Source organism: Sulfurovum iocasae, from assembly GCF_047716765.1.
Classification (GTDB): Bacteria; Campylobacterota; Campylobacteria; order Campylobacterales; family Sulfurovaceae; genus Sulfurovum.
On the sequence record NZ_CP180410.1, the window covers coordinates 944024 to 963486 of the forward strand.

Below are 19463 nucleotides of genomic sequence, written 5' to 3' on the forward strand. Positions count from 1 at the left end.
ATGGATGATTTGAAGTCAAAAGGCACCAAGGCGTTTATCTGGGATTTTTTTGGAAAAATGGCCAAGCAGGGTATGGGTTTTGTCGTTACCATTTTTCTGGCAAGGTTGTTGGAGCCGTCTGATTTCGGTCTGATCGCGATGGTGATGGTGATTGTCGGTATCGCTGAAGTTTTTTCCGATATAGGTCTCGGTGGCGCTCTGATCCAGCAAAAAAGAGTGCTTCCGGTGCACTATTCATCCGTATTTTATTTGAATGTTGCAGTGGGTGTTCTGTTGGCGCTGATACTCTTTTTCTCTGCTGAGTGGGTAGGTGCTTTTTACGAAAACGAAAAGCTGGTACCGCTTGCCAAAGTTATCTCGCTCACTTTTATTCTAAATGCTTTCAGCAGTGTTCAGGTGACCAAATTGCGTAAAGAGCTGAATTTTGCACTGATAACAAAAATCAGTTTTCTTGCATCCCTGATCAGCGGAATAATCGGCATCTCTCTGGCTTTTTACGGAGCAGGGGTCTGGAGCTTGGTTGTCCAGATAATATCTGCCGGGCTTATGTTCAATATTTTTATCTGGTATGCAAGCGGCTGGAAGCCATCCTTTCTATTTTCATTCAAGGCATTGATGCAGTTATGGGGTTTTGGTTTTCGTATGTTTTTGGTAGGTGTTCTTGACGCTGTATTTTCGCGACTTGATTACATAGTAATTGGTAAATTGTTCACGCCGACAACACTTGGCTTTTATCAGCGTGCAAAATCCTTAAGCACCATGCTGATACAGTATTCATCAGGCAGTTTGATGTCTGTTATGTTCCCTGTACTAAGCAAAGTTAAAAATGATCTACCAAGGTTTCAAAATATTGTAATAAAGCTGCTTGGAAGCATTAATTTCATTACACTGCTGCTATTTGGTGGGCTGTATCTTGTTTCTGAAGAGTTAATCGTGCTTCTGTTTTCAGAAATATGGCTTCCTTCCGTCGAGTACTTTAAGATTTTGGTCTTAAGTGCTTTTGGTTTCCCGATTGCTACACTGTTGGCAAATATACTGAAAAGCAGGGGAAATTCAAAAGCTTTTTTGCGTATGGTAATTTTTCATAAGATAATTTTCAGCATCAATCTTTATGTGGGATTCTTATGGGGCATAGAAGGATACCTTTACGGCTTGATAGTTGTCGCGGTATTTAATGTTGGAATAGCAATATATATGGCTTCTCGTGAGATATCGCTCTCTCCTTTTGTGTTTGTAAAGCCCCTGATGGTCCAGGTAGTACTCACAGTTATTGCAGTATTTGTTACAATATTTATAGCACAGAGTATGGAAATGACATATGTCACTTCTCTTTTAGTAAAAGGAGTGTTTTTTACATTTTTATATTTTTTAATAAATTGGGTTTTGAAAACAAGTGCTTATCTTGCTGTTATGGAACAAGTTATACCTATATTAAAACGTAAATTTAAAAAATAACTATTTTGGATATATGATGATTGAAAAAACTGAACATGATATTATGAAAAACTGGAAATATCGAGACAAACCTCTTGTAGGCTGCTTAACGACAACCTATAATCAGGAAAAATATATTGCTCAATACCTGGACAGTATGCTGATGGAGGAGACGGATTTTCCATTTGGAATTTATTGTACGTGATGATTGCTCTACGGATCAGACGCAGTTATTGGTCAAAAATATGCTGATAAATTCCCAAATATCATTAAGACGATCTTTGAGGATGAGAATAAATTCCATATCCATCCGTGATGGATATTATACGGCAAACCCTCGAACATAGTGTTTGGGAGTATAAATATCATATAGTGTAGATACCCAAATACAGAAAGAAAGCCTCTATGAGAGCTGAGAAAATATTTGGGAGAGATATTTCATGTGTTGGCAAAACAAAATTATTGTTATAGTGATGTTATCTAAGTTGCCCCTTATTTTAAAACAGTTTATAGTATTATACGTTTATTATTTTATAACTCCAACTATCAGAAGTCTTTGGGAAACCTTTAAAAATAGGTGCCCTTTAGGTATTGTGGTGTAGTCGGAGCTAAAGAGAGAGGAGAAGTATATCTGATGAATACTCTATTATTGATTGGTATTTTTATTACCTCTTTTTTGTCTATATACCTTTTAATCCATTACTCCAAAAAACTTGGTCTAGTGGATGTTCCCAACGAAAGGAGTATGCACAAAAAAGTTACACCTAGAGGTGCAGGTATTGCTTTTGTACTTTCAGTATTTTTACTAGTAATTCTTTTTAATTTTGGACATTTTAAAACATATTATTATATTTATTTAGCTATTGGCATTGTATTTATAGCAGGCGCATGGGATGATATGAAAAATATTTCACCTAAAATAAAGTTTATTTTTATCTTTTTTTCATCCATATTATTATATGTAAATGAACTTGCCATATATTCTTTGGGAACATATTTTGGATATGAGATAGTTTTACCTGTATGGTTTGTTTTCCCTTTTACTTTTTTTGCCATAGCCGGTTATACAAATGCTTTAAATTTAATGGACGGTCTGGATGGGCTGGCTGCATCAATATCTATAGTGATATTTGTTACTTTTTTGGTTATTGGCATAGAGCATGGAGATGAATTACTTATTACGCTATCATCATTATTTACTGTAACACTTTTAGCATTTTTATTGTTTAATTGGAATCCTGCAAAGGTATTTATGGGTGATAGTGGTTCTTTATCCTTGGGGATAGTGATAGCTATTTTAGCGATACATGCAATTGAATACATTACACCTGCATCTGTTTTGTTTATCATAGCATTGCCCATTTTGGATACCTTTATTGTAATGACACGAAGAATGCAACGGCATATATCCCCGTTTAAAGCAGATAAAAATCATATGCATCACTTTTTATTCAACGTGAAGGGTGATGTTTGCTATACGGTGATCATTTTAGTTCTTATGCAAATGGTATTTTCTATTATTGGATATCAGTTAGATCCATCAAATGAGTTTCTCTCTTTAATACTGTTCATGATTCTCTTTTACTTGTATTTAAATTTATTTGATCAACGTCTTAAAAGACGTACAAAGTATGATAAGATTGAAACTAATACTAAAAAAGAGGGTAAATAACTTTACGGTTACTGCATACTGGAATCTATAAATAAGGCAAGTTAGATAAATATATTATAACTTTTGTACAGGTACTTCTGTTTCTGTTGTCATTTCCGACTAGATCGGCACCCCAAGGGCATTTCTTCCCGATGGTCATAGCAATAATCTACAAGTTTTTTATGTTCACTTAAAATTTGGTTTGTGGATCCCTGTATGGCCATAGGAAATGCCCTTGGGGTACAAGCATGAGGATGACCGTATGTATGAAAGCTATATCTAATAAGAACGGCAAAGTGTGTCTTTTATAGTCTATCGTCTGTAGAGGATTGAAAGGCAAGATACAAAAAGCCCTATGATACTATGTGTATGGTAGGGGTTTTCTAAATCATAATGTGAAAAAAGGCTCTCATTACATTACTTCTTACTTACATCTTCCCCATATCCGTATCCGTATCCGTATCCGTATCCGTATCCGTATCCGTATGATGACCCTGAAGATATATCTACGGAATTGATCACTATACCTATGTGTTTAAGATCATGTCTTTCTACCAGACTATTTAGATCCGTAACAAATGATTTCTTAGCATAATTCTCTCGGAAAACAATAAGGCTGGTATCAGCATATTGCATGAGATGCATGGTGTCTGTTACCAGTCCCAGAGGAGCGCTGTCTATAAAGATATAATCATATACCTCTTTTAGATCATCCAGTAACTTATCCAATTTATCTGTGAGAATAAGTTCTGAAGGGTTAGGGGGAATAGGGCCAGAGGCAATAATATCCAGATTTTCATATTGAGTTGACTGAATAATCTCTCCAATACTGTTTTTCCCACTTAAATATGTACTTATTCCGCTACTATTATCTACATTGAAATAATGATGAAGTGTAGGCTTTCTCAAGTCAAGATTGATCACTATAGATTTATAATCTGCCATCTGAAAAATTGCACCCAAATTCGCTGCTGTTGTGCTTTTTCCTTCTCCTGCAATAGTTGACGTCACTAATATAACATTGGCTTGGTTTTCTTTTCGTGAAAATTGTAAATTTGTACGTAAGCTTCGATAACTCTCTGCAAAAGGTGATTTTGGATCTTTGAAGACTTCGAGCTTAATTATATTTTGTTTTAATGTAGGAAGGATACCATAGATCGGTATTGTAGTCAGGCTTTCAATATCATTTTTACTATGGATCTTGTCATTCATGAGGTTACGTAAAAAGGCTTGAGAAATACCCAGTATCATACCAACCATAAAAAATATAACTAGAAAAAGAGCACGTTTGGGAGAAATAGGTTTACGGCTGTGATAAGCACTGTCAATGACCCTGTAATCTGAAAGTATTGCTACCTTGATCATCTCATTTTCAGATTTTTTCTGAAGAAGGTACTTATAGGTTTCTGCACTTACTTCATAATTTCGTTTTAGATTAATCAGTATTCTCTCTTGAGTTGGTAGTGTTTCAATGTTTTTATCATAAGATTTTTTTAATATCTCAAGATTGAGATTTCTATGCAACATGCTTGATTTTAAATTTTGAACATTTAAAATTATTTTCTTTATGATATATTGGATCTGTTTGCGCACTGCTATCAAGCCAGGATGTCTACCGGAGTACTCCGCTTTTAATCCTTCTTCTTTGATCTGTGCTTCTTGCAATTTGGTAATAAGAGCTAATGTTGATGGTTCTTTCAATTCCATCAACAGTGGTGCCATTGCATCAAGGTTTTCACCTTTTTTTATAAATGCAAGAATATTTTGCATCAGCATATCTTTTAGGTTATTTTGTGAGAGTTCGATTTCAATATTGCTTAATTCCCTGATATAAGTTGATCCCTGTAATTTTGGATCAATAGCTTTATTTTCTATTCTGTATTTTTCCAGTTTTTTCTCAGAGTTGTCTAGTTTTGTTTTTATATCAGTAAGCTGTTTATCGATAAAGGCTATGATCCTATCATTACCTTTGGTTTTTTCAGCCACACTTTGATGTATAAAGCTTTCAGCTACTGCATTGACATAAGCATCTGCTCTTGTAGGAATAGTGTCTGTATAAGTAATATTGATTATTGGTGCATCTGGATTTATTTGGGTAATTTTAAGACTGGCTTTCATGCCTTCGAACATGTTTCTGTTGTCAGTCAATAAAACAAAATAAAATGGTTGATCTATCGTGTCTTTTTTTTCAACTGTCAATTTAAAATAGGTATTTTTGATAGGTTCATCATAGTGATATATCTGTTGATCGTCCAGCTCTATGATCTCTTTGTTAAATAGTGAATGCATCATTTTATTTTTAAATGTATTTTCTATTTGAAGATGATAACCATCTTCTACCGGAGTAACTTTAACTTTGCGTCCTGCAATTTTTTCATCGATAACAGTTACGTTTTTTATTTCTATAGGTAGACTGTCATAAATCTCAACTTGCTTAAAACCTTTATCTACATAATATCGTGTATTAAAGTTTAGTTTGTTGAGTACAGTATTATTGACATGAAAAGTTTTTAAGATCTCTATATCTTTATTTACATTTGAGCTGCCAAAACCGGAGAGGGCTCCTCCTAAAAAGTCACCTCCCGACATACTGCCTTTTGTTCCACCAGCACCGGACTTTACCTCGATTACAGCAGAGGAGCTGTAAATATCAGGCTTAAAATAAAGAGAATAACCCGCTATTAACAATGTTAAGAAAGTAATAAGTAAAATCGACCATTTATAATGAAGGAAAGTGTTGAAGACTTCCCTTAGATCATACTCATCTCTATTAAGGTTATGATCACTTCTCTCTAGTGTGGTCTGATTCATCTATCTTCTTTAGTTATCAGCTAAATAAGTAACAGCAACTGCAGGTGCTAAGATATTTGATATTAACTGAAGGGTCGGATTAACTTCATTTATACCAACATTAATGGATTTAATGTCATTTGGAGCTACATAGACTATGTCGTTAGGATAGATCATCAAACTGGCCATCCTAATTGAGTTTGGACCGGTTAGGTCAACAGTTTCTGTATAGACTTTATTACCTCTAGCTTTCAAAACAACAATAGCATGTCTATTGGCAGTATCTTTCAAGTCTCCTGATTTAGCTATCAATTGTATGAGTGAAGTTTTTTCGTTAAAGAGTCTTACTTCCCCTGGTTTATTTACTTCTCCCAGAATATAAGCTCTCTTGTTTAATACTTCCAGATAGACTTCCGCATCTTCAAGATAGGCACCATAAGCTTTCTCTATCTTTCTTTGTGCTGCTGTCTGAGAGAGTCCGGCAACATGTATAGTCTTAATGAGTGGCAATCTAACATTTCCTCTTGAATTGACTAGCACCCCGCTCACATCCTGCTTTTGACTTGCAACACTTGTTGTACCAAGTTCCGGATGATTATACATAGTGATGGAGATCCTGTCATGTGGTTGGATCTTATACTCATATCTTGGAGCAGAGCTTAAGTCAAGTACATTCTTCTTTGCGTCTGGAGTACTTATATTTGTGTCATGGAATAAAACAAAATCCTCTTTAGTCGTACAGCCTGCCATAGCAAGAGCCACAATTACATACAATAATACACGTTTCATAATATTTCTCCCTAGAAATAGATTTTTATAAACAACTATATCAAACAATATGAAAAAAATTCCTTAATTTACCTGTATTTGTTAATAGTTTGTTAATATTTAAGATATTAAGATAAATATACAAGTAATTCTTAGTTGTAACAATGAATATTTTTATAAGTTAATTATCTTTAACTTTGTGTGTTAATTGATACATCATTATAGAAGCAGCAACCCCAACATTAAAACTTTTTACACCCTCTATCATCTCTATAGTGAGCACTTCATTACAAATATCAAGTATCTCTTGAGAGATTCCTGATCCTTCATGACCCATGAGGAGTACCCATTTGTCTGCAACCTTTACATTTGAAAGAGGAGTGGAACCGGGTATGACTTCTGCTGCATAGATGTGATAGCTATTTGTTTTAAGCGTTTGTATGGTTTTAAAAATATCATCATAAAGGTGTGTTTTTAGCATACTGATGTGTCCCATAGAGACTCTTAGTGCTCGTCTGGAGTATGGGTGTGGTCCGTAAGTAGGTAGGAGGTAGGAGTTTACACCAAGAGCAGCAGCTGAACGAGCGATGGAGCCTATGTTTTGAGTTGAACTTATCTCATCCAGCATGATGATATGATCATCAAGTTCTTCTAGCGTGGCTTGGGCAAGACGTGTACCGTGCATCATTACGTTATGATGGAACGATACCCTTTATGAGCTCTTTTGAGGCTACATAAAGGTGAGAGATATTTTTCGCTTTTAGCAAGCAGCCATACTCATCATAATATGCTTCCATTGCAAGCAGACTTTTCACTTCTATATCAGCCTCAAAAGCATATTGACTACTTTGGGGCTGTCTGCAATGAAACTGTTATCCTCCGTAAAAGCGTTATCTCGAAGTTGATGGTATATTTGCAATGAAGAAGTGTTGATATTATCAATATAAATGAAATTCACATTGTATTGTACTCTATTAGCCATGAAGGTCAATTATCTCTAAAAGGTTTATAGAAATTCTCATCTGCAAGCTTTAACATCTCTCTGTCTCCTTGACTGTCACCATAGGCATAGATATAATCATAATCGCTTAGATTGTACGCTTCTTTGATTCTATTGGCTTTTTCAATGCCATAGCAGTTTTTGGTGAGGAGTTTTCCAGTCACAATGTCATCTTTCATCTCGATCTTTGTAGCTATGAGATCCAGATCATTTCTATCACACCAGGGTTTTAGCCAGCACTGTATGGATGCTGAGACTACTACAATGGTATGTCCCTGCTCTTTGTGCCATGTGATCTTTTCCATGGCTTTGGGTCGCAAGATGGTGTCGATATGTTTTAGGGAGTACTCCATGGCAACTTTTTGGAATTGCTGATCATTCATTCCTTTAAAAAAGTAAGAAAGCATCAACTGTTTTGCTTTGTAGTTGGGGATGAATTTTAGCTTGTATGTGATCATCATAGGGGAAAGAAGTAGCATTCCCCATAGAGTTTTTATATCACCGACAGCATATCGGATGAATTTGATCAAGCTATCGTCTGTGGTGATGGTGCCGTCGAAGTCGTAGAGAGCTAGTATCTGTTTTACCAAAAGTAAAAACCTAATATTTGCATTAAAATGGTTTGTAAAGCTGCGAATGAAATTAAAGAAGTCAACAGAGAGTTTGGTATATCCTTTAGGAAGATTAATATAAAGCTTACAATAAACAAACATGCTCTAGCCGTTTCTCCTGTTCTATAGGCGCCAGAAAGAAACATTAACAACAGCATACTTATAGCTATTAAAGATAATATAATATATAAATTATTTTGCAGTTTATGCTTAATCGTCGTCAGTACGGCGGTTACTCCTAGAGATAAAAAGATTGCTATTTCAAATATATCTTCTATTCTGGTAGCAAAATAGTTTAATGGTTCTGAGAATAGCATAAAGCCATGAGGGTTTTCGAGTCTTGAAGCTGTAAAAAATGACTCAACATAGTTATAGTCATAAACTTGATCTAAGAATAATATTGTACCCAAAAACAATATGAATGAAATACTAAGTAATATTAGTATCTTTTTGTTGCTATAAAAATAAAATAGATAAAATGAAAAAACACCTATTACGCCCCATAAATATATGCTAGCAAATGTTAAAAGGCTTACCAGTGATATACTGGCCGCACTTAAAACACCCCAAATAATCAATCTTTGTTTTTGTTGGGACTCCATTATGATAATAACTCCCAAAACCACAATGTTGACCAGCATCGCTATAACTGCATCCAAAGTTGCAAGGCTGTAGATATTTACAGATGGAATAACAGCATAAAGTAAAGCCATTTTATTTGAAAATATTTTATCCTTCCCAAGCTCAATAAATATCTTGTAGATAAGAACAATGGAAATTGAAGATAAAAATAGAAATACTACACTTATCCATATAGGGCTTTTTGATATTGTGAAAAAAAGTTTTTCTATTAATAATGCACCTGGTGGGTGTGTCTTTGCGTGACAAAGTAAGGATTCCTGGGCACTATTAAATGTTGATAACCAATTTTGCCAAGAATCAATTTTAATAGCATCATGATAGTATTGTAAATCTCCTCCTGCTATAGGGTTCACAAATGCTAACTCCATATTTCCAAGACTCATATTGCCTAGCACTATCAAGAAAATACCCATCATATATGTACTTATGATACTATTGTGAAGTTTATATTTAATTGCAAAATATACAACAAAAATAAATAAAAAAGCATAAGGTAGCCCACTGACATGAAACATTGGTTTAAACATTGAAAATGGAAAATATATAGATGGACTAATCCCTATCTCAAAAATATACTTAGTAATATAATTTAATACAATTGTAAAAAACCACACATACATAATAGTTAGCATTCTTTTGTATGGTAGATCTGTAGGAAATAAGATATTCCAAACCTTGTTAAGTAGTTTTATCATATACTCATCTTCTTAAATTTCCACTCAGGAATCATCTTAATCACCATCATCACATATCTCCATATCCATTTCGTATAGATCACATTCTTGTCCTTCTGCTGAGCCCTATAAATATCCTCTGCCACTTCTTCAGGTTGAGCAGTCAACTTCTCAGGCAGATCCATACCTTCTGTCATCTTGGTAGCCACAAACCCTGGCTTAACAGTAAGTACCTGCACCTGTGCATCATAAAGTCTATTTCTAAGTCCTGAGAGGTAAGTTGCTAGTGCTGCCTTAGCAGAGCCATAGATGTAGTTACTTTTACGACCACGATCACCAGCTACTGAACTGATAGCCACTATAAATCCACTTCTTCTCTTTTCAAAGTCATCAGCAATGATATTGAAGAGACTCACTACACCTGTAAAATTCGTATCGATTATCTTCTTGGCTTCACTGAAATCAGACTGTGCTTTCTCTTGAACCCCCAGATAACCTACAGCGGAGATGACGCCAAGAGGTTTTTCTTCCAAATTGTCATAAAAGGCTTGATGGCTGTCATAGTTCAATATGTCAATTTCTACCAGTTTGACAGTTTTCTGTGTTCTGGTGATAACGTCTTTAGCAAACTCTTCCAGTTCATTTACATCTCTTGCTGCAAGATAAAGATCATAACCGTGTTTGATATACTCTCTGGCTGTCGCTTTGGCGATATCGCTTTTGGCACCGATGATCAATATATAGCTCATATTATATTCCTACTCTTTTTGATTGTAATGACTGGAACTTGGTGTCCATTTTATTCTCTGTTCTGAATTGCCTGAAAGTCTCGATCTGTGTGTAGCCTTTTTCAAAGGTCTCTTTGCTGACACGTACATCTTTCGTGAGGTAGATGCGACCCCCATATTCAACAACGATCTCGTCGAGTCTGTCCAGCAATTCAAAAAGTCCCTTCTCTATCTTGAAGTCCAGTGCAAGACTGTAGCCCTCTATCGGGAATGAGAGATAGTTATCATTAGCTTTACCATAGAGTTTAATTACGGCAAGGAAGGAGCCCTTTCCTGAGTCTGAAATCGTCTTTAAAATCTTTTCCATACCTTCATAGCTATGTTCTTTTGGTAAGATGAATTGATATTGAGTAAAGCCATTCTTACCATAGATACGGTTCCAGTGACCGATGGCATCAAGTGGATAAAAGAATGTATCGATATCAACTTTCTGCTTAGAAACTCCCTCTTTTGCCTTGCCGTAGTAGAGCCAGTTGAAGGCTCTGACGCTCCAGTTATTCAGAGCAAAGGACGGAAAGTTGAATGGGATAGTTTTTTGTTTTTTGATTTGGTAGTCAAGCTTACCGTCATCTCTGAAGTTACCGACCATCAACAGACACTTACCGATCTTATCCCCTTTTGCGAGGCAGTCAATCCAGGCAACGGAATATGGCAACTCTTTATACTTTTCAAAGGCTTCAAAGGTCTCTTTGAGGTTTTTGGTCTTGATAGTAGTCTGGTCGATATATTTGGAGTTGATCTTTTTGAGGTAGATCTTGGCATCAAGAATGACACCGGTCAATCCATCCCCACCGCAGGTGGCTCTGAAGAGTTCGGGTGTTGCTTCTTTGGAGCAGGTAACGACTTCACCATCAGCAACCATGATAGAAAATTCTTTGACACACGTACTGAAGCAGCCTTCAACATGGTGGTTTTTACCATGAACATCTGAAGCTATAGCACCGCCTACGGTGATGAGTTTGGTACCCGGTGTGACTTTGAGAAACCAGCCCTTGGGTACATAGACTTCCAATATTTCTGAGAGAAGCACACCTGCCTGGATATGCAGGAGCCCGCTCTCTTCATCAAAGTTGATGAAATAATTATGGGGTTTGACGTTGATGATATTGGAGCTTAGAGCACTGTCGCCATAGCTTCTGCCATTACCGTAAGGGATAAGTTCATCATGTTCATCAATGATACGCTTGAGTGTTTCCTCTTTGTTAAACTTAAAGACATTGTTTTTGATTTTAGGGTACATTCCCCAGCTCATAAGACTCATAATATTATTTTCTCCTTGTAGATGAATACATACTTCTTATCCAGAAAGTATTTGATGATATAACCGATACTAAGACCGATAACAGCTCCGATGTATTTGGCGTTGGGGTTTTCTAAAAGTGCATCAAATGTAATCTCCGTTCCCCAGAAGATGATAGTGGTGAAGATACCCATAAAAGAGTAGAGCATAAACTTCTTTGCATCATCTTTTTTATCTTTGGGGGTATGATAGAAGATGTACTTCTTGTCCAGAATATATTTGGCAACCAGTCCTGCCAATGTTCCAAAGAACATGGCGATATAGAGTGAAGCAGGGCCTAAGTAAACAAGGAAGCTGAGATACTGAAAAAATAAGTTAAAGAGTGTCGAGATTATGGCAAATAGTGTGTATTTTACGGCTAGCATTAGTAGAGTATCCCGGCAAATGAAAGAATCCAGCCAATAAGTATCAGTTGTATGAAATGGTCTTTAAGGACGATATTGCTGGGTGATCCGCTGCTTTTTAGAACAAAAGCGATTTTCAGATAGCGCATGATTCCAAGTATGACAAAGAGCGTTGTAAGATAGAGATACTCATTGTGAACTCTCTCAATTACTTCTGTTGATGTCGTATACTGTATATAAGCAACGATAATCACGGCAGCCATAATTGCCATGGCAGTATCTAGGAACCGAAGATTGTATCCATTGATGACCTTACGCATCTTCTTGCCAGTGTCAAGATAGATTAGAACATCATCTCTTCGTTTGGCTAATGCCATAAAGAGTGCCAATAGGAAAGTCATGATAACGATCCACATCGAAAGATGAATATCTGTAATTACTGAACCAATAAAGATGCGTAGTATAAAGCCGATAGCAATGATAGTGACATCAAGAATAGCAATATGCTTGAGATAGAGGCTATAGGCGATATTCATAATGACATAGGCAGCAAGGATAGCAGTAGCTTTGAGGGATAGGGAAGCCATTAGAGTGAAACCTGCCACGAATAGTATTGTCATGATACCAATTGCCTGAGGTTTACTGATGGCTCCCGATGCCAGTGGGCGGTTCTTCTTTTTTGAATGCTGCCTATCCTCCTCGATGTCATGATAGTCATTAAAGATATAAACTGCACTCGCAGTGAGAGAGAAGGCAATGAAAGCTATAAAAGTATTGGCAAGCAGCTCAGTGTCAGTGATCTTTATGGCAAAGAAGAGTGGGAGGAAAATGAAGAGGTTTTTAATGTATTGATGGGGACGCATGAGTTTGATAATTGATGATAGTTTCAATGCATATACCTTTCCTTATATTTATTAGCAAGTTTCACTACGTTGTTCCATTTTATCAAAAATATAAACCCGAAACACATCAGGTGAAATCTTAAATAATTCAGGTTTCGTTCGAAATCAACTTTGGACTGCTTCGAAAAGTGTCTTAAGCTTTTTAAGTATCTTTTACAAGCTTCTGTGCCAACTATAGAAATTATAGTGAAAACTTGTTTAAATCCTCCTCTAGTTCTTTGGAATTGGTGTACCTCTGAACTTTTAACTGTTCCACCTTTGATTGTTACGTTAGCTTTATCTATCATATCATTAGTTTGTACTGTAAACGGTGCTATTGGTCTGTGTTCTATGTTATCTTTTGTACATGCTCTACTTTATCAACTGAACCCTCTGAAAAACCGAGTTAAAGTAAGAAATCGGGTTGCTGAAAACCTAAGCAAAGTACGGTATTATCGGAGTTAAAAAGGGATTATCTACAGATGGCTTGTAAAAAAGATGTCCAAATTGCAACTCTACCCATATAAAAAAGAATGGAAAACGTTCCGGAATACAACGTTATTTTTGTCTTGATTGTAGAGAAAGTTTTTCATCAAATAGACGACCAAAGAGATTACAACAAGCTATCTTCAATGACTATTTTTACCATCGCTATACTTTGGATGAATTGGATGCTACTTTTTTTGGTAAGAGAATTGATAAGTTTGGGCTGATCATAGCTAAAGATGTCATAACACTTGAACCAGTATCCTATCACTTCATCACAACAGAAAGTATCAAGGAGTATAAACGTTTACGCCTTAGCATTGAAACACAAGGCTTTACTATCAAAGCAATCACTATTGATGGCAAGAGAGGCTTATTTAGCCTATTTGCAGATATTCCTATACAAATGTGTCACTTTCATCAACAAGCTATTCTCACCAGGTATCTAACAAAGAACCCAAAACTTCAAGCATCTATTGATCTAAAACGAATCAGTTCATATCTAGGTAAAGTATCTGCAAATGTTTTTCTTTATTACTTGCATCTTGGCATAAAAGATATGCAACATTTCTCAAAGTAAAAACCTATAATTCTGAGACAAATAAATGGCATTATACACATAGAAGAGTTCGTTCTGCATATCGTAGTCTTATCTCTAATTTACCTTATCTTTTTACCTACAAAAAATATCCTGAACTAAACATACAAAATACAACAAACCATTTAGACGGAGGACTCTTTGCACCTATGAAAATGCTACTTAAAATTCATCGTGGTATTGGTATTGAAATGAAGAAGAAATTGATTGTTGATTATTTGGAAAATATCGGGAAATAGCAACCCGAAATCTTACTTTAACTCGAAAAACCCAAAGAATCCATATGATTTCAAATATTATAGCACCTAAAAAATAAAGTCCCGAATTTTTAGCTATTTTTCTCTAAAATATCCTCCAATATCATGATGTATTTTGTCTATAAGTGCTTATTTTGCTATTTTTATACTATTTCACATACCTATCCATACGCTTTCATCAGTTGAGGCACTCTTCGTAAGTTTACACAAGCAGCAATGAGATTGAAGTGTTCTTGGTTTTTTTCCAATCCTAAGTATCTTGTTTGCATAAAGTTTATATGGTGTTTGATAAATGCAAAGGGTAGTTCGACTAAGCCTCTGAGCTTCGCAAAGCGTTTATTGTTTCTTGATTGTTTAGCTCTTAGTTTAGATTGACCTCGCACCCTTCCTTCTACGATACCGTTATAGATACCCTTTTCTCTTAGTTTTACTTTTCTCTCTTTTGACATATATCCACTATCTGCAAATATGGCTTTTTCTTCATCTTTGGTAAGAATATCAAATTGTGTACTGTCATGGGTTTTAGCTGTGGTAGCTATCACTTTTTTGATGACACCATTAGTATCTGTGGCAATATGCATCTTGTGCCCATGATATTTCTGTCCTCTTTTGGAAGTATACGTAGCTTCCTTATCATGACCTTTATCATCTTTTTTTCTTTTTGGTTGGGAACTATGGATGAGTATAGCATCTACCAGCGTACCCTCATTTAGGATAAGATTCTTTTGTATCATCATCTCTTTTACTTCTTCAAAAATGCGTGAAAGCAGTTTCTTTTTTATAAGCTTATTTCTGAAGTTACAGATAGTTGTCTCATCTGGTATAGTGTCTTCATCACGTATATCTAAAAACTTTCTAAAAGATATCCTATCGTGTATTAACTCTTCAGTCATTGGATCACTTAAGCTATACCAGTTTTGCAAGAACAATGCACCCAAGAGTATCTTTGCAGATGTCTGCGGTCTCCCGCCTTTCTTGCATACTTCTGGTTTATAAACCCCCTCTTTTATAAGAATGGACACAAGATGTTCAAAAGGTATGAGTTCTTTCATCTCATCTAAAAATTTCATACTCTTTTTACCATCTTTGTATTGCATCGCATGGTCGAAGAAATTTAGTTGCATAGGACTTTTCCTTGATAGATATTTGTTGCTCTTGATATATCTATTTTAGCTAAATTGTGGTTTTACGTGGGTTAGTGAGGTTATTCAGAGGGGTCAGTCATAGACCTCCGGTAAAGCCGGAGGCATGAAAATGTGAACCGCTCAAAGCGGTCTTAATCGCCTAAAGGCAACAACTCAAAACAGTGATAGTTTATCCAATTTCCTATCTTCTTGTTCTTGATGTTGAATATACTTTCGTATCTTCATTGGATTGTAGCTACTATTTTTGTCACCCTTATTCTTCTTGGGAAAGAGGACTCAATGAATATACAAATGGTCTCATCCGTCAATATTTTCATAAAGGAAGTGATTTTACAAAGATTACTCCTCAGAGAATTCAGGAAGTAGAAGATTCTCTCAATCACAGACCTAGAAAAACTCTAGATTGGAGAACACCTTATGAAGTATTTTATGGATCTGAAGAAGTAGCCTAAGAAATATTAGGTTATCATCTTAATCATAGGGGTTGCATTTCAGATTTAAATTTTGGTTCTCTTCATCTCTTCCAACCGTTGAAACATGATAGCCTCTTGCCCAGAAGCTTTGTCCTGTAAAATTTTTCTTTCTTCCTAAATAGATCCGTGTAATTGAAATTGCACTTTTACCTTTGATTAATCCTACAATCTGAGCTACCAAATATTTCGGTGGTATTGAAATGAACATGTGAATATGATCACTCATCAAATGCCCTTCTTCAATTTTACACTCTTTTTGTTTTGCAAGTTCATGAAATATCTCTCCCAAATATTTTCTTAGTTCACCATACAGTGTTTTCTTTCTGTATTTGGGTATCCATACTACATGATATTTGCACTCCCATACACTATGTTTGAGAGTTTGTTGTATAATATCCATCCCGTGATATCCTTTTTCTTTGAACTTTGAGCGGTTCAAGAACTAGAATATCACAAAGGCTCCCGGATCTGTCAAACTTTGGGAGTTCACCAGTAGAACTGGTGGTTTAGCTGGGGGGGGGAATTAAGACATATACAACTTAATCCTTTTTAATTTTGTGTATTAATTGATACATCATTATTGAAGCTGCTACAGCAACATTAAAACTCTTTACTCCTTCTATCATCTCTATGGTTATTACTTCATCGCAAACATCAAGTATTTCTTGGGAGATTCCTGAGCCTTCATGACCCATAAGGAGTACCCATTTGTCAGAAACCTTGACATTTGAAAGAGGAGTGGAACCAGGTATAACTTCTGCTGCATATATATGATAACCATTTGTTTTAAGCGTTTGTATGGTTTTAAAAATGTCATCATAAAGGTGTGTTTTGAGCATACTGATGTGTCCCATAGAGACTCTTAGTGCTCGTCTGGAGTATGGGTGTGGTCCGTAAGTAGGTAGGAGGTAGGAGTTTACACCAAGAGCAGCAGCTGAACGAGCGATAGAGCCTATGTTTTGAGTTGAACTTATCTCATCCAGCATGATGATATGATCATCAAGTTCTTCTAGCGTGGCTTGGGCAGGACGTGTACCGTGCATCATTACGTTATGGTGAATCTTGTGTCCTACTATCTCTTGCATGAGTGCTTTACTGGCTACGAAAAGCTGAGAGATGCCTTTATCTTTTATAAGATGATTATGTGTGTCATAGTATTCCTGTGTAGCAAGTATGCTTCTGACTGTAATATCTGTTTCTAAAAGTAAATTGACTACTTTAGGACTGTCTGCCACAAAACTCTGGTCTGCAGTAAAGGCATGGTCTCTAAACTGGTGATATATATTCAGTTCCGGGATGTTAATGTCATCTATGGTTATAAAATTCATAATGTATTGTACAGGATAGCTGCAAAATTCACGATTACTTTACTTTCTTTTGTTACAATACGCCAATATATGAAATAGGAATAATAAATGAAGAAAATAGTAATAGGATTATTGCTCTTAGGAACTTTGCTTTTTGCAGAATTACAAAATATATGGGTGACAAAAGATTTTTTAAAAAAAGATATTAAAATTATAGATATACGTACCCCGGGTGAATGGCGAGAAACGGGTATTGTCAAAGGGGCATATACGATCATGTTCTTTGATGAAAAAGGTAGATTTAATGTACCAGAATTCCTAGAAAAGCTTGATAAAGTTGTTAAGAAAGGTGAGCAGTTCGCACTCATATGTCGTACAGGTAGTCGTACAGCAGAAATATCTAAGTTTCTTTCATCAGAGTTAGAGTATAACGTCATTAATCTAGGTGGTGGAATGATGAAGCTTAAGTATGAAGGGTATAAACCAGTTCCTTATAAGCCGTAAAATTATTCTTAAATTATTTCCAAACTTGATTGACATAGACTAAACTATTCTGATATAATAATTCTAATTTAAGAAATAATTTATAGAATTAGGAATAGTATGTCAAAAAGTTTATATGAAACACTTGGTGTAAGTGAAAATGCCAGTGCCGATGAGATAAAAAAAGCCTACAGAAAACTTGCAAGAAAATATCACCCGGATATCAATAAAGATGAGAGTGCAGTAGAGAAGTTTAAAGAGATAAATGCTGCTTATGAAGTACTTTCAGATACAGAAAAAAAGCAGCAGTATGATCAGTTTGGTGATCAAATGTTCGGTGGACAAAATTTCCATGACTTTGCACGTGGTCAAGGTCAAGGAGTTGATCTAGATGAGATCCTCAGACAGATGTTTGGTGGCGGCGGTGGCGGCTTTGGCGGTGCCGGAGGTGGTTTCGGAGGTGGTTTTGGTGGTCCAGACCTCGATATGCAGGCACGTATCACCGTGCCCTTCATGGTGTCTGTCAAAGGTGGAAAACATAATGTTTCTGCCAATGGTCAAAGTTTTGACATCAAGATCCCTGCAGGGATAAAAAGTGGTGAGACTATGCGTGTACGCGGTAAAGGTAAACAATATCAGGGACAAGCAGGAGACCTGCTCATACAGGTAGAAGTGGCAGCTTCCGATGAATATGAAAGAAAAGGTGACAATCTCTATAAAACTTTTGATGTCCCTCTGAAAGAAGCACTTTTTGGTGGGAAAATAGCCATAAATACCCCAGAAAAAGAGGTTTCACTCAAAGTACCACAAAACACCAAAAACGGTCAAAAGTTCAGACTTAAGGGAAAAGGTGTAGCTGATAGAAAAACAGCGATGAAAGGTGATCTGTATCTCGTAGCAAATGTTGTGTTGCCTGATGTAGATACACTTGATGATGAGCTTAAAGCGATGATAGAAGCTAAACTTTAAAGGAATTACTATGCACAGTTATGATGAACCCGTTTACCTTATTTCAGTAGTAGCAAATATGCTAGAGATACACCCACAAACACTTAGACAGTATGAAAGAGAAGGACTTGTAGAACCCTCTAGAACACAAGGGCGTATGCGTCTCTACTCTCAACGGGATATTGACCGAATGAAGCTTATTTTACGTTTGACCCGTCAGATGGGAGTGAATCTTGCCGGTGTAGATATCGTGTTGCAGCTCAAAGAGCAGATAGATGAAATGCAGGCAGAAATAGATCAGCTTCGCGAAGAACTAAGTAAGGTCAATCGTAACGGTTCTGTGCATATAAGCAAAGCACTGGTAGCTAAAAGTTCTTACGATATTATTATTTTTGAAGACTAAGGGTTAACCCTTAGTATGAAGTACAGTGATTACCTCGTGAACCCCATTTTATGATAATACCTTTTTTATTTGTCTCTAAAAAGAGCTTACAAGACTTTTGTATAATATCATTTCCGTATCCATACCCATACATGCCATAACCTCCATAGTATCCACCGTATCCGTAACCCATCATATGCATAGAAGGAACAGAGTAAATTCTGGATCTTGCGTAGACATAGACCTTATTTTTATTTGGTAAAATATAGGTACTGTCCGGATAACCTATCTCTTTCATAAGATGATTAATATTGTGACCTACCCAGCTATCATACCTTTTTACAAAGTTTTCGTGTGTTGCACAACCTTGCATGAATAATATGCTACTTACAAGAAGTATGATTTTTAATAAATGATGCATGATTCACTTCTCCATTTTATATGGTATTTTTATTATTATATCGTATTTTAGATTTAGAAATTTTTTTCTATCTTCACCTG

The 19463-nt window shown here is 36.0% G+C and carries 21 protein-coding genes and 1 pseudogene; 8 read left to right on the top strand and 14 right to left on the bottom strand.

The genetic code is table 11. From position 1 onward, the window contains the following. From ACLHDG_RS04665 to ACLHDG_RS04675, 3 genes are all read left to right on the top strand, one after another. Positions 1–1455 (top strand): lipopolysaccharide biosynthesis protein, encoded by a 1455-nt coding sequence (locus ACLHDG_RS04665; RefSeq protein WP_415407826.1) that lies wholly within the window; start codon positions 1–3, stop codon positions 1453–1455. A gap of 16 nt (positions 1456–1471) precedes the next feature. Further along, positions 1472–1639, top strand: coding sequence for a hypothetical protein (locus ACLHDG_RS04670; protein WP_415407827.1), 168 nt, complete (start codon positions 1472–1474; stop codon positions 1637–1639). A gap of 429 nt (positions 1640–2068) precedes the next feature. Then, on the top strand, positions 2069–3106 hold the full coding sequence (locus ACLHDG_RS04675; protein WP_415407828.1) for a glycosyltransferase family 4 protein: 1038 nt from the start codon (positions 2069–2071) through the stop codon (positions 3104–3106). A 396-nt stretch (positions 3107–3502) separates the two neighbouring features. Here ACLHDG_RS04675 and ACLHDG_RS04680 read toward each other — a convergent pair whose 3' ends face one another. The 10 genes from ACLHDG_RS04680 to ACLHDG_RS04725 form a co-directional block, all read right to left on the bottom strand. Continuing rightward, a complete protein-coding gene (locus ACLHDG_RS04680; RefSeq protein ID WP_415407829.1) occupies positions 3503–5896 on the bottom strand; it encodes a GumC family protein in 2394 nt (797 codons plus the stop codon). Between the two features lie 9 nt (positions 5897–5905). Then, a complete protein-coding gene (locus ACLHDG_RS04685; RefSeq protein ID WP_415407830.1) occupies positions 5906–6664 on the bottom strand; it encodes a polysaccharide biosynthesis/export family protein in 759 nt (252 codons plus the stop codon). 160 nt (positions 6665–6824) lie between these two features. Beyond that, positions 6825–7331 (bottom strand): TrmH family RNA methyltransferase, encoded by a 507-nt coding sequence (locus ACLHDG_RS04690; RefSeq protein ID WP_415407831.1) that lies wholly within the window; start codon positions 7329–7331, stop codon positions 6825–6827. 4 nt (positions 7332–7335) lie between these two features. After that, positions 7336–7458: a hypothetical protein gene (locus tag ACLHDG_RS04695; RefSeq protein WP_415407832.1), complete on the bottom strand. Its 123-nt coding sequence runs from the start codon at positions 7456–7458 to the stop codon at positions 7336–7338. Between the two features lie 172 nt (positions 7459–7630). Continuing rightward, positions 7631–8233 (bottom strand): HAD family hydrolase, encoded by a 603-nt coding sequence (locus ACLHDG_RS04700; RefSeq protein WP_415407833.1) that lies wholly within the window; start codon positions 8231–8233, stop codon positions 7631–7633. Further along, complete coding sequence (locus tag ACLHDG_RS04705; RefSeq protein WP_415407834.1) at positions 8227–9591, bottom strand: hypothetical protein; 1365 nt, start codon at positions 9589–9591, stop codon at positions 8227–8229. Before ACLHDG_RS04705 ends, ACLHDG_RS04700 begins: the two co-directional genes overlap by 7 nt. Further along, positions 9588–10319, bottom strand: coding sequence for an SDR family oxidoreductase (locus ACLHDG_RS04710; RefSeq protein ID WP_415407835.1), 732 nt, complete (start codon positions 10317–10319; stop codon positions 9588–9590). Before ACLHDG_RS04710 ends, ACLHDG_RS04705 begins: the two co-directional genes overlap by 4 nt. A gap of 1 nt (position 10320) precedes the next feature. Next, positions 10321–11619, bottom strand: coding sequence for an FAD-binding protein (locus tag ACLHDG_RS04715; protein ID WP_415407836.1), 1299 nt, complete (start codon positions 11617–11619; stop codon positions 10321–10323). After that, a complete protein-coding gene (locus ACLHDG_RS04720; protein WP_415407837.1) occupies positions 11616–12023 on the bottom strand; it encodes a GtrA family protein in 408 nt (135 codons plus the stop codon). Before ACLHDG_RS04720 ends, ACLHDG_RS04715 begins: the two co-directional genes overlap by 4 nt. Beyond that, a complete protein-coding gene (locus ACLHDG_RS04725) occupies positions 12023–12892 on the bottom strand; it encodes a decaprenyl-phosphate phosphoribosyltransferase (protein ID WP_415407838.1) in 870 nt (289 codons plus the stop codon). Before ACLHDG_RS04725 ends, ACLHDG_RS04720 begins: the two co-directional genes overlap by 1 nt. Before the next feature lie 649 nt (positions 12893–13541). On the opposite strand from ACLHDG_RS04725, the gene ACLHDG_RS04730 reads away from it, so the two are divergent. After that, complete coding sequence (locus ACLHDG_RS04730; protein WP_415407839.1) at positions 13542–13949, top strand: hypothetical protein; 408 nt, start codon at positions 13542–13544, stop codon at positions 13947–13949. A 436-nt stretch (positions 13950–14385) separates the two neighbouring features. Here the strand turns inward: ACLHDG_RS04730 and ACLHDG_RS04735 are convergent, their stop codons facing one another. After that, entirely contained in the window at positions 14386–15348 is a 963-nt protein-coding gene (locus ACLHDG_RS04735; protein WP_415407840.1) for an IS5 family transposase, read from the bottom strand. Between the two features lie 182 nt (positions 15349–15530). Between ACLHDG_RS04735 and ACLHDG_RS04740 the strand changes: the two genes are divergently transcribed. Then, entirely contained in the window at positions 15531–15821 is a 291-nt protein-coding gene (locus tag ACLHDG_RS04740) for an IS30 family transposase (protein ID WP_415407841.1), read from the top strand. Between the two features lie 61 nt (positions 15822–15882). Here ACLHDG_RS04740 and tnpA read toward each other — a convergent pair. Both tnpA and ACLHDG_RS04750 read right to left on the bottom strand, forming a co-directional pair. Further along, positions 15883–16242, bottom strand: a pseudogene (gene tnpA / locus ACLHDG_RS04745) (IS200/IS605 family transposase); the annotation flags it as partial. A gap of 139 nt (positions 16243–16381) precedes the next feature. After that, positions 16382–17170, bottom strand: coding sequence for a TrmH family RNA methyltransferase (locus ACLHDG_RS04750; protein ID WP_415407842.1), 789 nt, complete (start codon positions 17168–17170; stop codon positions 16382–16384). 87 nt (positions 17171–17257) lie between these two features. Here ACLHDG_RS04750 and ACLHDG_RS04755 point away from each other — a divergent pair, with 87 nt between their 5' ends. The 3 genes from ACLHDG_RS04755 (at position 17258) to ACLHDG_RS04765 (ending at position 18983) form a co-directional block, all read left to right on the top strand. After that, a complete protein-coding gene (locus ACLHDG_RS04755; protein WP_415407843.1) occupies positions 17258–17653 on the top strand; it encodes a rhodanese-like domain-containing protein in 396 nt (131 codons plus the stop codon). Positions 17654–17752: 99 nt separating this feature from the next. Further along, entirely contained in the window at positions 17753–18601 is an 849-nt protein-coding gene (locus tag ACLHDG_RS04760; protein WP_415407844.1) for a DnaJ C-terminal domain-containing protein, read from the top strand. A gap of 10 nt (positions 18602–18611) precedes the next feature. Next, positions 18612–18983, top strand: coding sequence for a heat shock protein transcriptional repressor HspR (locus ACLHDG_RS04765; protein ID WP_415407845.1), 372 nt, complete (start codon positions 18612–18614; stop codon positions 18981–18983). A 10-nt stretch (positions 18984–18993) separates the two neighbouring features. Here the strand turns inward: ACLHDG_RS04765 and ACLHDG_RS04770 are convergent, their stop codons facing one another. Then, the gene (locus ACLHDG_RS04770; protein WP_415407846.1) at positions 18994–19383 is read right to left on the bottom strand and encodes a hypothetical protein; all 390 of its coding nucleotides are present in this window, start codon (positions 19381–19383) and stop codon (positions 18994–18996) included. Positions 19384–19463: the final 80 nt, after the last annotated feature.